This window comes from Paraburkholderia saeva, assembly GCF_907164555.1.
Classification (GTDB): Bacteria; Pseudomonadota; Gammaproteobacteria; order Burkholderiales; family Burkholderiaceae; genus Paraburkholderia; species Paraburkholderia saeva.
This window is the reverse complement of sequence record NZ_CAJQZC010000003.1, coordinates 70,036-85,475: the sequence shown is the minus strand read 5'-3', so window position 1 is coordinate 85,475 and position 15,440 is coordinate 70,036. Positions and strand designations below refer to the sequence as shown.

The 15,440-nt window shown below is 63.2% G+C and carries 16 protein-coding genes; 9 read left to right on the top strand and 7 right to left on the bottom strand.

The genetic code is table 11. The features are described 5' to 3' along the window. Nucleotides 1-8: 8 nt before the first annotated feature. From LPA36_RS08570 to LPA36_RS08545, 6 genes are all read left to right on the top strand, one after another. Nucleotides 9-1,886 carry an ATPase, T2SS/T4P/T4SS family gene (locus tag LPA36_RS08570; RefSeq protein ID WP_228875727.1) on the top strand — a complete coding sequence of 626 codons (1,878 nt, stop codon included), beginning with the start codon at nucleotides 9-11 and terminating at the stop codon, nucleotides 1,884-1,886. A gap of 10 nt (nucleotides 1,887-1,896) precedes the next feature. Next, nucleotides 1,897-2,745, top strand: coding sequence for a type II secretion system F family protein (locus LPA36_RS08565; protein ID WP_228875726.1), 849 nt, complete (start codon nucleotides 1,897-1,899; stop codon nucleotides 2,743-2,745). A gap of 3 nt (nucleotides 2,746-2,748) precedes the next feature. Beyond that, on the top strand, nucleotides 2,749-3,630 hold the full coding sequence (locus tag LPA36_RS08560) for a type II secretion system F family protein (protein ID WP_228875725.1): 882 nt from the start codon (nucleotides 2,749-2,751) through the stop codon (nucleotides 3,628-3,630). 26 nt (nucleotides 3,631-3,656) lie between these two features. Next, the gene (locus tag LPA36_RS08555; protein ID WP_324250918.1) at nucleotides 3,657-3,977 is read left to right on the top strand and encodes a DUF192 domain-containing protein; all 321 of its coding nucleotides are present in this window, start codon (nucleotides 3,657-3,659) and stop codon (nucleotides 3,975-3,977) included. Between the two features lie 71 nt (nucleotides 3,978-4,048). After that, entirely contained in the window at nucleotides 4,049-4,795 is a 747-nt protein-coding gene (locus tag LPA36_RS08550) for a TadE family protein (RefSeq protein ID WP_228876498.1), read from the top strand. Between the two features lie 107 nt (nucleotides 4,796-4,902). Beyond that, a complete protein-coding gene (locus LPA36_RS08545) occupies nucleotides 4,903-5,466 on the top strand; it encodes a lytic transglycosylase domain-containing protein (protein WP_324250917.1) in 564 nt (187 codons plus the stop codon). A gap of 40 nt (nucleotides 5,467-5,506) precedes the next feature. Here LPA36_RS08545 and LPA36_RS08540 read toward each other — a convergent pair whose 3' ends face one another. Then, the gene (locus LPA36_RS08540; protein ID WP_228875723.1) at nucleotides 5,507-5,863 is read right to left on the bottom strand and encodes an Hpt domain-containing protein; all 357 of its coding nucleotides are present in this window, start codon (nucleotides 5,861-5,863) and stop codon (nucleotides 5,507-5,509) included. Nucleotides 5,864-5,867: 4 nt separating this feature from the next. Further along, complete coding sequence (locus LPA36_RS08535; protein WP_228876497.1) at nucleotides 5,868-6,452, bottom strand: response regulator transcription factor; 585 nt, start codon at nucleotides 6,450-6,452, stop codon at nucleotides 5,868-5,870. Here LPA36_RS08535 and LPA36_RS08530 point away from each other — a divergent pair. Further along, a complete protein-coding gene (locus LPA36_RS08530) occupies nucleotides 6,360-6,599 on the top strand; it encodes a hypothetical protein (protein ID WP_228876558.1) in 240 nt (79 codons plus the stop codon). The two genes, LPA36_RS08535 and LPA36_RS08530, sit on opposite strands and share 93 nt — an antisense overlap. On the opposite strand, the gene LPA36_RS08525 is transcribed toward LPA36_RS08530, so the two are convergent. After that, the gene (locus LPA36_RS08525) at nucleotides 6,588-7,325 is read right to left on the bottom strand and encodes a hypothetical protein (RefSeq protein WP_228875722.1); all 738 of its coding nucleotides are present in this window, start codon (nucleotides 7,323-7,325) and stop codon (nucleotides 6,588-6,590) included. The two genes, LPA36_RS08530 and LPA36_RS08525, sit on opposite strands and share 12 nt — an antisense overlap. Before the next feature lie 304 nt (nucleotides 7,326-7,629). On the opposite strand from LPA36_RS08525, the gene LPA36_RS08520 reads away from it, so the two are divergent. Then, entirely contained in the window at nucleotides 7,630-9,285 is a 1,656-nt protein-coding gene (locus tag LPA36_RS08520) for a tetratricopeptide repeat protein (RefSeq protein WP_228875721.1), read from the top strand. 25 nt (nucleotides 9,286-9,310) lie between these two features. On the opposite strand, the gene LPA36_RS08515 is transcribed toward LPA36_RS08520, so the two are convergent. The 4 genes from LPA36_RS08515 to LPA36_RS08500 form a co-directional block, all read right to left on the bottom strand. Further along, nucleotides 9,311-10,147 carry an ABC transporter permease gene (locus tag LPA36_RS08515; protein ID WP_228876496.1) on the bottom strand — a complete coding sequence of 279 codons (837 nt, stop codon included), beginning with the start codon at nucleotides 10,145-10,147 and terminating at the stop codon, nucleotides 9,311-9,313. A gap of 15 nt (nucleotides 10,148-10,162) precedes the next feature. Further along, nucleotides 10,163-11,434 carry an ABC transporter permease gene (locus tag LPA36_RS08510; RefSeq protein ID WP_324250916.1) on the bottom strand — a complete coding sequence of 424 codons (1,272 nt, stop codon included), beginning with the start codon at nucleotides 11,432-11,434 and terminating at the stop codon, nucleotides 10,163-10,165. Between the two features lie 111 nt (nucleotides 11,435-11,545). Further along, nucleotides 11,546-12,595: an ABC transporter substrate-binding protein gene (locus LPA36_RS08505; RefSeq protein ID WP_228875720.1), complete on the bottom strand. Its 1,050-nt coding sequence runs from the start codon at nucleotides 12,593-12,595 to the stop codon at nucleotides 11,546-11,548. A gap of 47 nt (nucleotides 12,596-12,642) precedes the next feature. Then, a complete protein-coding gene (locus tag LPA36_RS08500; RefSeq protein ID WP_228875719.1) occupies nucleotides 12,643-13,734 on the bottom strand; it encodes an ABC transporter ATP-binding protein in 1,092 nt (363 codons plus the stop codon). Nucleotides 13,735-13,862: 128 nt separating this feature from the next. Between LPA36_RS08500 and pdxR the strand changes: the two genes are divergently transcribed. Beyond that, on the top strand, nucleotides 13,863-15,431 hold the full coding sequence (gene pdxR / locus LPA36_RS08495) for a MocR-like pyridoxine biosynthesis transcription factor PdxR (protein WP_228875718.1): 1,569 nt from the start codon (nucleotides 13,863-13,865) through the stop codon (nucleotides 15,429-15,431). The last annotated feature ends 9 nt before the right edge of the window (nucleotides 15,432-15,440 follow it).

The window sequence follows — 15,440 nt, the reverse complement described above, 5'->3', positions numbered from 1 at the left end:
CGCTTCTCATGATCCATCTTCACGTGCAGCCGCGTAACGCACCGGCGCAGACTTTTCAGACCGATAGCGGCTGCTCGATCGGCAAGGACCCGGCGTGCGACATCGTCCTGAAGGGGATGCTGGTCGGCAAGCTGCATGCGCGTGTTATCCGCGAACACAACGCGTGGTACATCGAAGACCAGGGCGGCATTCTCGCGACGCTCGTCAACGGTTCGGCCATTACGCGCTACGGCCCGTTGATGGACACCGACCGGATCGAAATCGGCACGACGGTGCTTCAGATCGTGACCGCGCCTGCGGTTTCTTCAGGCAACCCCGTCGCCGGTGTAACCGCGGCGGTTGCGTCTGTATCGCAACAAACGGCACCGGTGGACAATGCGGCGCGAGCGGAGTACAGCGCACCAGTCGATGCGTCTTACGCCGCAGCTAACGAGCGGCCTGCTGAAATCACACGACCATCGCCGTTTGCGGAGCCCGTACGGCCCGATCCGCTCGCAAGAGAACAATCCCACGCGTCAGCGCCACCGGAAAAACCGCAAGCGCCACCCCGCGCGCAATTCCCAGCTGCACGAAAATCGGCCGCACCGGCGCTCGAAGTCTCGCCGATCAACAGTCCGAGCGGCATCGAACTGCGAAAGCGGGCGCATATGAAAGTCATCGCAACGCTCGACCTGCGTCGTCTGAACGTTTCGCGCATGGAAGAGGACGAACTGCGCCGCACGGTCAACGCCGCGCTCGACGAAATCCTCAATCACGACGTCAGCCTGCGCTCGCCGGACATCCCGCTCGACGTGTTGAAGAAAAGCGTGTTCGACGAAATCATCGGGCTCGGTCCGCTTGAAGAACTGCTCGCCGACGAGAGCGTGTCGGAAATCATGGTGAATTGCCACGACGAGGTCTTCGTCGAGCAGCATGGACGTCTGGCGCGCTCGCCCGTCGTCTTCACGGACGATCGCGCGGTGATCGGCGCCATCGAACGCATCGTCGCGCCGATCGGCCGGCGTATCGACGAAAGCTCGCCGATGGTCGATGCGCGCCTGCCCGACGGCTCGCGCGTGAACGCCGTCATTCCACCGCTTTCGCTCAAGGGCCCCAGCATCACGATCCGCAAGTTTTCAAAGCGCAAACTCGCCGGTGAAGACCTGATCGACTTCGGCACCCTGTCGCCCGACATGCTGGAATTTCTGCGGACCGCCGTCGAACAGCGCGCGAACATCGTCATTTCAGGGGGCACCGGCTCCGGCAAAACGACGCTGCTCAACGTGCTGTCCAGCTACATTCCCGACGACGAACGCATCGTGACCGTCGAAGACGCCGCCGAACTGCAGCTTTCGCAGCCGAATCTCGTGTCGCTCGAAGCGCGGCCCGCAAACATGGAAGGCAAAGGCGCGATCCCGATCCGCGATCTCGTGAAGAACTGCCTGCGGATGCGTCCCGACCGGATCGTGGTCGGCGAATGTCGCGGCGGCGAGGCGCTCGACATGCTGCAGGCGATGAACACGGGTCACGACGGCTCGCTCACCACGACGCATGCGAACACGCCGCGCGACTGCATCGCGCGCCTCGAAGTGATGACGTTGATGGCGGGTCTCGATCTGCCTGTGCAGGCGATTCGCGAACAGATCTGTTCGGCCGTCGACATCATCGTTCAGCAAAGCCGCTTTTCGTGCGGTTCGCGGCGCGTCACGCACGTAACTGAAGTGAATGGCATGGAATCGGGCGTGATCCAGTTGCAGGACGTATTCGTCTTCAAGGAAGAAGGCTTCGGTATCGATGATCGCATCCAGGGCGAGTTCGTGCCGACCGCGTATATCCCCGATTTCTATCAGGATCTGATCCGCAGGCGCATTCCCGTGAACACCGATATCTTCACGCGCACGGACTAGCTTTTCGATCATGACCCTCGCACTCATTCTCGCGCTCGTTTTCACCGGCATTCTTGTCGTGATCTGGCTGGTCGCGCGCGGCGGCAGAACCGCGCTCACCGCGCGCTCGCAGCACATGGCACACGAACTTGAACAGCAGCTGGCCGATGCGTTCGTGTTCGTGAACCGCCAGAAGGTCGCGACGTGGACGATGGTCGCGATGATCGCGCTCCCCATCGCGGCATTTCTGTTGAGCGGAAGCGTGCTGGTGGGCATCGTCGCCCTACCCCTTGCACTGATGTTGCCGAAAAAAGTCGTGGCGCGCATGCGTGCAAAGCGTATCGTCGCGCTCGAAAAGCAGTTGCCCGATGCATTGCTGATGCTCGCCGGCGCGTTGCGGGCGGGCGCGAGTTTTCCAGTTGCGCTCGAGAGCGTGGTCCACGAATCCACGCCGCCCATCGCCGAGGAATTCGATCTGCTGATGCGCGAAATCCGCCTCGGCATCGATCTCGACGTCGCGATGCGCAACGTCGAAAAGCGCATCCCGGTACCCGACTTCATGATGGTTACGGCGGCCATTACGATCGCGCGCGAAGTGGGCGGCAATCTCGCCGAAGCGCTCGAATCGGTCGCGCGCACACTGCGCGAAAAACTGCAGATGGAAGGCAAGATTCGCGCGCTGACTTCGCAGGGGCGTATGCAGGGCATCGTGATGACGTGTCTGCCGTTGCTGCTGATGCTTGTGCTGCGCTTCATCGAACCCGTCGCGATGGCGCCGCTCTTTAGCGAGCCCGTCGGCTGGGCGACGCTTGGTGTGATCGCCGTGATGGAGTTTCTGGGCTACCGGTTCATTTCCGCAATCACCCGTATCGACGTCTAAACCATGCTGCTTGTCATCGCATTTCTCGTCAGTTGCGGCGTGGTAGTCGTCGCGTTCCTCGCGTTTCATTCCGTGTCGGGTCTCACCCAGGCTGTACCCGACGAAGACCGCACGTGGCTCGATCCGCTCCCGAAGCCACTCCGTGTGTTATGGCCCGTCGTCAATTTCGTCGACCATCACTTTGGCGCGCTCTTTAGCGACCGACACGTCGCACGAATCGAAGCGCAGTTGCGGATTTCGTCGATGCTGTTCCTGATGAGCGCGCGGCAGTTTCTTGCGCTCTCGCTGCTGACTTCAGTCCTCGCCACCCTCGCCGCGCTGCTGGTGATGCTCGCGCTGCACGCGTTTTCTGTCTGGGTACTGGCCGGTGTCGCCGTGCTGGCGTTCTTCTATCCGCGCGTCTGGCTCAAAGGTCTGCGCAAACGTCGCGTTTCGCAGATTCTGCGGCATCTGCCGATCTATCTCGACTTCCTGACGCTGGCCGTCGAGGCAGGACTGAACGTCAACGGCGCCATCCAGAAGGCCGTCGAGAAAGGTCCCGATGGTCCGCTGCGCCGTGAATTCGAACACGTGCTGCGCGATCTCAAGTCGGGGCTGAGTCGTAACGAAGCGCTGCGGCGATTCGACGACCGGCAACGCATCAAGGAAGTGTCGAATCTGGTTGGCGCCATCGTGCAAGCGGAACGCATGGGCTCCGGTCTCGCAAAGACGTTGCGTTTTCAGTCCGAACAGCGTCGCTCCGAGCGCTTTCAGCGAGCCGAAAAGCAGGCCATGGAAGCGCCCGTGAAACTGGTCTTTCCGCTCCTCATCTTCATCTTTCCCGTTACGTTCATCGTGCTGGGATTTCCGATCGCCATGAAATTCATGCAGGCGGGCATGTTGTGAAGCGCGCCCGACTGATGAACACCGGTGTGGATACAGGCCTCCGCATCCTGATCGCCGATACGGCGGTCGAGCGCATGCGCGGTCTGCTCGGTCGCGACCACCTCGCGAGCGCCGAAGGGTTGCTGTTGCGTCCGTGCCGCTCGGTGCATACGTTCGGCATGCGCTTTTCGATCGACGTGCTGTTTCTCGATCGCGATGGCTGCGTCGTTGCGTGCCATGCCGATACGCCGGCACGGCGTCTCCTCTTCAACTTCCGCGCGACGCAAACGCTTGAACTCGCGGCGGGCGCCGCACGCATACGGACGATCGAACCCGGCGACATACTGGCTTTTGAGGCGATACCTTGAACCTCCTTCAATTCCCGCGGCGCGCACGCGCGATCCGCATTCGTGTGACGGGGCGGCAACGCGGCCAGTCGATGGCGGAGTTCCTCATCGTCGCGCCGTTGCTGCTGTTCTTCTGCCTTGCGACTGTGCAATTTGTCCTGCTATATCAGGCTAAATCCACGCTGGACGTCGCGACGCTCGAAGCCGCCCGCGCAGGCGCCGTTGCGCATGGCTCGATGACCGCGATGCAGGACGGCCTCGCACGCGGCCTCGCGCCGCTCTACGCGCGCCATGCAAGCGCCGACGGGGCGCAGGCCGCATTGCTGAACGCCCAGACCGATGTAAAGACAACCAGCCACGTCACGATCATCAGCCCGACCGCCGACATGGTCAGCGATTTCGCGCAGGCGGGCTCGTTCGCGACGCAAGGCGCAGCCGTCGCCGAAATTCCGAACGACACGCTGATCTATCGCAATACCGTGACCGGCCCGCGCTCCGGTGTGAACATTCAGGACGCGAACCTGCTGAAAATCCGCGTGCATTACTGCTACGACATGTATGTGCCGCTGGTCAACAAGGTCCTGTATTACGCGGTGAACGTGATCGGCAATATCGGCCCTGACGGCATCCTGCCGCGCGAACCCGCCGACGCCGGCGAAGATCCCTATGGCGATCCGCAACAGCCTGACACGTGGTGCAGGACCCAACTCGCGGACGGCGTCGCTACCGGAAAATGGCCGCTCGCCCTGGAATCCGAGGCGCTCGTGCGGATGCAGTCCAGTTTTCGTCCGTCCGCTGCGAACGATCTGACTACGACGCGCAGCGCGCCGGCACCGTGAAAATGTCGCTGTCAATGTGCCCCGCAGGATGCAGATTTCTGACGGCCATCGTGCTCGCTGCGGCTGCAGTTGCGGTGCCGCATTCCGCCCTGGCTTCGGGCGTGGTCATGATAGTCGGTGGCTTGAATCACGATGCCGATCGCGCCGTTGATACGGATCGCACCGCGGTGATCGTCGAGCCTGCGAACCGGCAGTCGTCCTCGAACATGGCGCGCGATTCGCGCGTTATCGCATTGACGCCGCTGATCAACGAGGCGGCGCATAACACCGGTATTGATCCCGCGTTGCTGATGGCCGTGATCGACGTCGAATCGGGTGGCGACGCGCGCGCGGTTTCGCCGAGGGGTGCGAGCGGATTGATGCAGCTGATGCCAGCAACGGCCGCACGACACGGCACACTCGACGTCTTCGATCCGAAGCAGAACATCGCGGCTGGAGCGCGCTATCTCGGGCAGCTATTGCATCAGTTTGGCACGCTGCCGTTGGCGCTCGCCGCGTACAACGCGGGTGAAGGGGCCGTGCTGAAATACGGTAAACAGATTCCACCGTTCGAGGAAACGCTGACCTACGTGCCGCGCGTGCTCGACCGCTATCAGCGATACCGGAGCGTCGTGCAGCCACAAGGGCGCTTCCTGCTCGTGCGAAGCGGAGATGTCCTGTCGCGCGAGTGATGCATACAGCTTTTGATTCGCGCCGCGCAAACCAGCGACTTCAGGCATTTGCATCACCTGCGCCGGGGAGATTTTCAAGCCACGTCTCCAGGTTCCCGACGTCCTGCTCGACAGCCGCAAAGAGTGCGGCTGCACGCGGCGCATGCCGCGCCGTCGCCGCCGATTCCAGCTGCACTGTCCGCTCGACGAGTTCTTCGAAGCCGATCAGTCGCGCGGATCCGTTGATGCGATGTGCGGCGCTTGCTGCGACTTTCCACGAACCCGCGTTCAACGCTTCACGCAACGTCTCGAGCGTCGCGCGATTCGTGTCGATCAGAATGCGAACGAACTCGCGCGCAAGCCCAGCGTCGCCAGCGGCGAGTTCCTGGACTTTTCTGGCAAGCGCATATTGATCCATTTCTTCACGCTATACGGCAACGTCGCGCGAAATCGATCAGTTCAAGCAACGTCTTGACGCCCACTTTCTTCATGATGCGAACCTTGTGGCTGCTGACTGTTTTGTTGCTGATAAACAATATCTCGCTGATTTTTTTGTTCGACAGCCCGCCTGCGAGCATCCGCAAAATTGCTAGCTCCTTGTCGGATAGCAGCGCGAGCCGGTCTTCATCGGTCAGCGTCTGAGAACCTGTCCGCGAGGCAGGATGGTGCAATGCCGGGAACGCGGTATAGCCGCCCAGAACGGATTCGATATGACGTCCAATCCCGTTCAGATCCAGCGATTTGCTGACGAAGCCCCGCGCGCCTGCACGCATCGCGCGGGGCGCAAAAGTCTCCGGGTCACCACCGGACAGCACGAGCACGCGAATCCCGGGGCGCAGGTGCTGCAGCCTTGTGACGACATCGAGCCCGTTGATGCGCGGAATGTCGAGATCGAGCACGACGAGATCGGGCGCGTGCCGCCGGACCATGTCGATGGCGTCCTGTCCATTGTCTGCTTCGCATACCTCAGTGACGCCGAGCAGTTGCAGCGCGTGCGTCCTGATCACGAACCGGAACGCGGGATGATCGTCGACGATCAGGATAGTGGCCAACCTTGTTTCCTCTCGAAGAGCACGGCGAAGTTCAAAACCGGAAATGTGTCCGCCGCGAAAAATCGCGCGATCGTACAGCAGCGGCTCTATTCATCCTCTTGAAAAAGCCGCCCTGTTTCGCGAGCTCCCTGCAGCATTCCGGCTCTGCGGATCGGGCGTGCCGACAGGCGACACCCGATCCGCGTCGTGCCGCGTCGAACATGCAAGCGTGTTTCCGGCTGAGGTGCGCAACAGATTCGTTGCGGTCGCGACGCGCGCTTCGGCCTCGTCATAACTGCGCCGCCAGGCATCATGGCCCGCGTGCATCAACGCGACTTCAGCACACGCGAGCGGCATGACTGCATTCGGGCAATGCGCAAACGCCGGATCACCGCGCACCACGTCGACGATCGCCCACAGATCCGGACGCACGGTGACGACCGTTCGCATCACGGGCCGCGCCGCGGACGGCGTCACGCCTTGCTCCAGGCTCACGGAAAGCACGGCCGCCGCGCCGATCGTTTCCTCGACAAAGCCCCACTGGTCACCTGCCTTGAACGCCTCGCGGCCGGCGTCGATCCAGCATTGCGCTTTCGCACGCACGTAGCTGTCGCCAGCGATGCCGTCGAGCTTCCGCTGCACACTGGCAAGCGCCGCACGACGGCTTTTGACCGGTGCATACGTGTCGATCCATTGACGGTCCGGCGCGCCCGCTGTGGCGTCCTGCGTCGCGCCGAAACCGGTTCGCGTCGCAGCAGAATCCTGAATGCCGAGCCGCGCCCGCGCGTCGGGATCGGCGCATCCGGAAAGCAGCCACGCGCACGCAAGCACCGTGAACGGGAATCTCATGAAAGACCGCGGAAAAGGAGGTGTTTGAAGTAGAAGCGCTGGAGGATAGATGCGCAGGCCCGCGCGAGGGTGCGGAATTTTCCGCACGCGTCGCCGGACGATTCCGCAAACTGCGTTCGCGGCTGCGATACGAAACAGCGGACGCGTCGCCGGGATTTCAAATCCCGCGGCACCCGATTCGTCTTCAGAATGCGGCGCACGAATGGACGTTGCGCACGCCCGCGCCTGTGCCCCGAGCCGGCCATCAGTCACAACGACAACAAGCACCGACCGGGCACCCACGCCACCTGTGAGGTACCCGATCATGTCCACCGTCAAGCCGCCTCACCGGCCCGGCCGGGCGCTCGTGCCCGTGCCGCGTCACACGGCCATCATGCTCCGGCCGGCGGATCTGCGCCGTCCCACCCGGCGCCGGCTGCGCGCGTGGCTGGCGAACGCCGCGAAGCTCACCACAAGCCTGCGTACGCTCGCCATCAACGCCGTCGTGATCGTGGGCATCGCCGTGCTGGTCGCGGGCGTCTGGACGCAGATCAAGCCGCGCATGCTCGTCGAACCTGTCCAGCTGCCGTCGGTTCTTCTCAAGGACGGCTACAAGGAAGACGGTGTGCAGCGCATTCTGGCCGGCAAGCTGGAGTCGATCGAACAGACCGCGTTCGGAACCGTGCCGGCGCCCATCGGCAGGAACATCGATGCGGACACCCGCCAGCCGGACCTGACCATTCCTGATACCGGCGTTTCGCTCGGACAGATCGTGCAGTCGTTGCGCGAGCTGATCAAACGGGACCAGTACGTGACGAGCGAAATCATCGGCAGCGGCCAGATGCTGACTTTCCATGTGACCGTGCTCGACCCGGCCCAGCGTCTGCTCTCCGACGACGGCGAAGCGCAGCCGCCCGACAGGCTCGACGCGCTCATCACCGACGGCGCACAACGCGCGCTCAAGCTCGGCAATCCGTACATGTACGCGTCCTGGCTGTCGGCGAAGGAACGCGACACCTGCTACGCCGATCCGACGCAATGCGGCTTTCCACTGTCGGGCGAGGCGTATCAGGGTATCGTCGATAACGGTCCATCGGACCCGTTTGCAAAATGGGCGCTGCTCGCACTTTCAAAGATCGACGAGGACCGCGGCGACTTCGATCTCGAAGCGGAGAAAACAAAGGAACTGGTGAACGCCGATCCGGCGTTTTCGTGGGCCTGGTACAACCTCGGTGTCGCGCTGACCGAACTGGGCTGCACCGAACAGTCCGCGCGCGCTTTTGAAACCGCGTTGCGTTACGACGACAAAACTGAGGCGAACTACAACGCAGCGGGACGGCGCCTGCTCGATGTCGCTGCGCGCGACGCCGCGAACGCGCCGGATCTGCTGCGAAGCGCCGTCGACGATTTCACGCACGCGCTCGAACTGAAGCCGCACTATCAGGAGGCGCTGATCAACCTCGGGCTCGCGCGCTTCGCGCAGTTTGCGGCGCGCGACGCGCAGCGGGCATCCGATGGCACGCAGCCTGTCGATCGCGAAGCGGCGCAGGCGCTCGACGACGCACAATCCACACTTGAGCGCGCGGTGCGTCTGGACGAAGCGCACGCTGCACGGGCATTGCTGGGACTCGCAAGCGTTGCGTGGGCGCAGAACCGGACCAGCGACGCGGAGCAACTTGCGCACCTGGCGCACGCGCGCAGCGACAGCGATCCGTTCTGCAGCCAGCCGTTCGCCACGACGCTGCGCGAAGCGCGCGGATGCATCGTGTCGCAGCCCATGAAACGGGTGGTCACCCGCGATGCGACGTATTCGGGACTATTGCTGACCGGCGGTGACGGACAGCGCGCGACACGAGGATCAACGCTGCCATCAACGACATTGCCATTGCGCGTGTGCGCAGTGAAATTTCCGCCTGAATCGCCGTTGACCGGCATCGCGTGGAGCGGCGTTCCCGCGCCGCTGATGCAGGCGCTGCCATAAGCCGCGCGTGCATCAGCCTGTCGCGTTACGCGACGGCGCGCGCCGCGTTGCGGCCGCGCAGCCATTCGAGCGCGAGCAGCAGACAGGTCGAGAAGATAATGAGGATCGTCGCAAGCGCGGCGATCGTCGGGCTGATGTTTTCGCGGATGCCGGTGAACATCTGGCGTGGCAACGTGGTCTGGTCCGCGCCTGCAAGAAAGAGCGTGACGACCACTTCATCGAACGATGTCGCGAACGCGAACAACGCGCCCGAGATCACGCCCGGCGCGATCACCGGCAACGTGATGCGGAAGAACGTCTTCACCGGATTTGCGCCGAGCGAAAGGCTTGCGCGCACGAGGTTGTAGTTGAAGCCCTGAAGCGTCGCGACCACCGTCGTCACGACGAACGGCACGCCGAGCGAGGCGTGCGCCATGATCAGCCCGATATACGTGTTCGCGAGCCCGAGCGGCGCGAAGAACAGGTACATGCCGACGCCGACCACCACGACCGGCACGATCATCGGCGAAATCAGGATCGCCATCAGCAGCGCCTTGCCGCGGAAGTTGGCCTTCGTCAGGCCGATCGCGGCGACCGTGCCAAGCACCGTTGCCAGCACCGTGGCCGAAGGCGCAACGATAAAGCTGTTTTTCGCAGCCATCCGCCATTCGTCGGAGGCGACCAGGTTCTGGTACCAGCGCAGCGACCAGCCCGGAATCGGATACACGAGGAAGGTGCTCGACGAGAACGACAGCGGCACGATGGCGAGCACCGGCAGGATCAGATACAGCAGCGTCAGCACGGCGAGTCCGCGCAGCGTGAAGTACCACACGCGTTCGACCAGCGACGTATGGGGCGCAAAAAGCGGTTTCGCGAGTTTCATCATGAGTCTCCGTGCTCAACCGAGGCTCAACGACGAACGCGTGAAGCGTCCGTAAATCACGTACAGCACGAGCGTCGCAGCAAGCAGCAGGCCGCCGAGCGCGCACGCCATACCCCAGTTGATCGTCACGTTCGTGAAATACGCGACGTAATAGCTGACCATCTGGTCGTTCGGGCCGCCGAGCAACGCGGGCGTGATGTAGTAGCCGATCGCGAGAATGAACGTGAGCAATGCGCCCGCGCCGACGCCGGGATACGTCTGCGGCACGTACACGCGCCAGAACGCGGCAAACGGATGGCTGCCGAGCGAAATCGCCGCGCGCTGGTACGTGGGCGGAATCGACTTCATCACGCTGTAGAGCGGCAGGATCATGAACGGCAGCAGGATATGCGTCATCGAAATGTAGACGCCCGCGCGGTTGAACAGCAGCGCGAGCGGTGCCTCTATCAGCCCCGCACCGAGCAACGCCTTGTTGACGAGCCCTTCGCTTTGCAGGATCACGATCCATGCGGCCACGCGCACGAGGATCGACGTCCAGAACGGAATCAGCACGAGAATCATCACGAGATTCGCGCGTCGCTCCGACAGCGTGGAAATCCAGTACGCGAGCGGATAGCCAAGCAGCAATGCGAAGATCGTCACGGCCGCGCCGATCACGAATGTGCGGCTGAATACCGCAAGGTAAATCTGCTGGTCGGGATCGGTCGGGATGATGTGGCCGAACGCGTCCTGCTTGTGGTCGAGCGAGGCCAGTACGTAGAACGGCGAATACTGGCCGCCGTTTTTGGCGATCGCCTGCCAGTACGCGATGTCGTTCCAGCGTTCGTCGATCTCGACGAGCTTCGCGTGAGCCTGTGCGGGCGCGAGTGCGTGGCCGGCGTCATCGTTGAGCGGCATCGCGCGCGCGGTCTTCGCGACCATCGAACGGTAGCCCGGAATCTCGGTGTTCAGACGGCGCGCCAGCGCGCCCATCGATTCGCCATCGGCGACCGCGGTGAGGTCGGTGGCGAGTGCGGCGTACGCGGCGTCGGGCGGCGTGGACTTGCGGTCCCAGTCGTGCAGCGCGCTCACGGTATGCGGCAGCGCGGTCGCGATTTCCGGGTTCTGCACCGCGCGGGTCAGCAGCGCACCAATCGGCACGACGAAAATCAGCAGCAGAAAAATAGCGAGCGGCGCGATCAGCAGTAACGCCATCGCGCGTTTCCTCGCTTCGGCGGCCCTGAGCTCGCGCTTCAGTTTGTTCGACGATTCGGGCGTGGAATCGGCGGCGATCGTCATTGTGGTCACACGTGTCTCCTGTCGGCAATGAGGGTGCTGCGTTGCCTGCATCGCCTCGATGCGGCGCCGCTTCACATCACGAAGCGGCGCCGCCGGGTTTGCTACGGTACGGCTACGTGCTTACTTCGAAGCCCACGAAGCGAAGCGTTGCTCCAGTTCGTCGCCATGGTCGGTCCAGAAAGCCGCATCCTGCAACACGGCGTTCTTGCCGTTCGCCGGCGAGTTCGGCAGGTTCGCGAGCGTCTTGGCATCAAGCGACTTGATCGCGGCGTTGTTCACCGGACCGTACGCGATGTGCTTCGCGTATTCCTGCTGCGGCTTCGACGACAGCGTGTACGCAATGTACTTCTCGGCCTGATCCTTGTTCGGCGAGCCCTTCGGAATCGCCCAGTAGTCGAGGTCATAGATGCTGCCGTTCCACACGACCTTCAGGTTCTTGCCTTCCTTCTGCGCGGCATCGATACGGCCGTTGTAGGCCGTCGTCATCACCACGTCGCCGGCGACGAGGAACTGCGGCGGCTGCGCGCCCGCTTCCCACCACTGGATGTTCGGCTTCAGTTCGTCGAGCTTCTTGAACGCGCGGTCCTGGCCGGCCTTGGTCGCGAGCACCTTGTAGACATCTTTCGGCGCAACGCCGTCAGCCATCAGTGCGAATTCGAGGTTGTAGCGCGCGCCCTTGCGCATGCCGCGCTTGCCCGGGATCTTCTGCACGTTCCAGAAATCGGCCCAGCTTGCCGGGCCCGTCTTCAGCTTGTCGGCGTTGTACGCCATCGCCGTCGACCACACGAAAAAGCCCACGCCGCACGTTTGCGGCGATTCCGGCACGAGGTCCGACTTCTTCGCGATCTTCGACCAGTCGAGCTTTTCGTACATGCCTTCGTCGCAGGCACGGCCGAGATCGCCCGATTCCACTTCGACGACGTCCCAGTTCACGTGCTTCGCTTCGACCATCGCCTTCACTTTCGCCTGCTCGCCGTTGTACTCGACAGCAGTGACTTTCGTGCCGGTGGACGCTTCGAACGGCTGGTTGAACGCGACTTTCTGCGCGTCGCCGTTCGCACCGCCGAAGTTGACGACCGTCAGCTCAGCCGCCATGACCTGCGACGAACCGAGCGCCAGTGCGAACGCACCGACGGCGACAGCACAGCGTGATTTCCCGAACTTCAACATAATGTGTCCTCTCTCTTTCTGGTGGTCTGTCAGGGTTGTTGTCGTACTCAGGCGAACACGCGCAGATGCTCCGGCGCGAATTCAAGTGCGACCGGCGAACCGGGCGCGAACGTGTCGAGCATTTCAGTGCCGAGCGGCACCTTGACGAAACACTCGTCCTGTTGAGGCAACCCGCACCGCATGCGCACGTGGTCGCCAAAATAGATGAGGCCGCGCGCTTCGCCCGCGAGCGCGTTCGACCCGTTGCGACCCGCGCCGCCCGCGAGCTTCATGCGCTCAGGCCGGATGCAGGCCACCGCCGGCGTGCCCGCCTGCGCGCCGCCGATATTGCGGCCCTTGAGGCGCGTGCCGTCTGCCAGATGGAAATCGCAGAACTCGCCGTCGACGTTCGCAATCGTGCCGCGCAGCTTGTTCGAATCGCCGATGAAGTTTGCGACGAATTCGTTGCACGGCGATTCATACAGACGGTCGACGGTATCGAGCTGCTGCACGATGCCCTTGTCGAACACCGCGACGCGATCGGACATCGTCAGCGCTTCGCCCTGATCGTGCGTCACGTAGACGAACGTCACGCCGAGCTTTTCGTGCAGCGATTTGAGTTCGTATTGCATGTGTTCGCGCAACTGTTTGTCGAGCGCGCCGAGCGGCTCGTCCATCAGCACGAGCTTCGGTTCGAAGACAAGCGCGCGCGCCAGCGCGATCCGCTGCTGCTGGCCGCCTGAGAGTTGCGCCGGATAGCGCTTCGCGAAGCTGTCCATGCGGACCATCTTCAGCGCGTTGTCGACCTTGTGGGCGCGTTCTTCAGCGGAGAGCTTGCGCACCGTGAGCGGATACGCGACGTTCTGTTCGACCGTCAGATGCGGGAACAGCGCGTAGTTCTGGAACACCATGCCGATGTTGCGCTTGTGCGGCGGCACGGTATTGAGCAGCGTGCCATCGAGCCAGATCTCGCCGCCCGTCGGAAATTCGAACCCCGCAAGCATCATCAGGCAGGTTGTCTTGCCGGAGCCGGACGGCCCGAGCAGCGTCAGGAATTCGCCCTGGTAAATGTCGAGGTCGAGCTGTTTGACGACGAGCGTCTCGCCGTCGTACGTCTTGCGCACGCCTCTAAAGCTGACGATCACTTCTTCGGTTTTCATCGTCTACGTCTCCTTCTCCATCCACGCTGGTTCCCCCGGAAAGGGGCCATCGCATTAATCGCGTGAGCCACTATAGCCCGTTCCGGTTCTACAATATGGAACCATTTCATTATTCCGGATAGAACCACTTGGACACCGTCATTTTGTCGGACTGGCTTGCCGTGCGGCTCGACCGGGCGGCCGCCGAACCCGTCTACCGGCAGGTGTTGCGGCTGATGCAGCAGGCCATCCTGACCGCCCAGTTCCCGCCCGGCGCCAAGCTGCCAAGCTCGCGCACGCTCGCGACCGACCTTGGCATTGCACGCAATACGGTACTGCACGTGTACGACCAGTTGACCGCCGAAGGCTACGTCATCTCGACAACCGGAAGTGGCACCTACGTCGCCGATACGCGGCCTGATAGCGCCGCGGTCAGCGCACGGCGCGCGGCGCCCGGGGCGGTCGGACCCACTGCCACCGCCACCGGGACCGGCGCAGTCGACGCAACCGAAGCGACACCGGCCAGAACAGCACGCGAGCGCCGCGGCCTTTCCTCGCGCGGCAGCCGGCTGATCGACAAGGCGGGTGTGTCGCTCAAGCAATGGGGCGCCTTCATGCCCGGCGTGCCGGACGTCGCCGAGTTTCCGGCGCGCACGTGGAGCCGTCTGCAGGCGCGTTTGTGGAAGGAAGCGAATCCCGATCTCCTGACGTATGCACCGGGCGGCGGCTATCGTCCGCTGCGCCGCGCGCTGTCGGACTATCTGCGGGTTGCCCGTTCAGTGAACTGTACGCCTGACCAGATCATCATCACTACGGGTATTCACCAGTCGATCGATCTCGCCGTGCGCCTCCTCACCGACGTCGGCGATCGCGCGTGGGTGGAAGAGCCGTGCTATTGGGGCGCGCGCAGCGTGCTGCAATCGTCGGGACTGACGCTCTCGCCCGTGCCTGTCGATGAGGAAGGTCTGAACCCACGCGAGCAGGACCTGCGGAATCCCCCGCGCCTTGCGCTCGTCACGCCTTCGCACCAGTATCCGCTCGGCATGGTGATGAGCCTTGCGCGCCGACGCACGCTGCTCGAATACGCGCGGCAGCACGGCGTGTGGATCATTGAAGACGACTACGACAGCGAGTTCCGCTACGGCAGCCGGCCGCTCGCTTCGCTCCAGGGGCTTGACGAGGCGGGCCAGGTGATCTACGTCGGTAGTCTTGGCAAGATGCTGTTTCCGGGTCTGCGGATCGGCTACATGATCGCGCCGGAGCATCTCGTCGATACGTTTCGCACGGGTGTCGCGGAGCTCTATCGCGAGGGGCAACTCATGCAGCAGGCGGTGCTGACCGAGTTCATCATGGATGGCTACCTGACTTCGCACGTGCGCCGCATGCGTGCGCTCTATGGCGAGCGGCGGCAGATCCTGATCGACGCGATCACCACGCATTTCGGCGACACGCTGCCCGTCATGGGTGACGAAGCCGGCTTGCATCTCGTGCTCGGCCTGCCCGACCACGCGAACGATCGCGAGGTGGTCGCAGCCGCCTACGACGCCGGCGTAATCGTGCGTCCGCTCACGTCGTACTACAGCGGCGAAGGTCCGGTGCGACGCGGGCTCCTGCTGGGTTACGCCTGCGTGCCGAACGAAAAGATCGGCCCGGCGTTCGCCACGCTCGCGCGCATCATCGAACAGACCGCATTGCGCAAACCCACGCGCGCCGCCTGACCCGTCGGG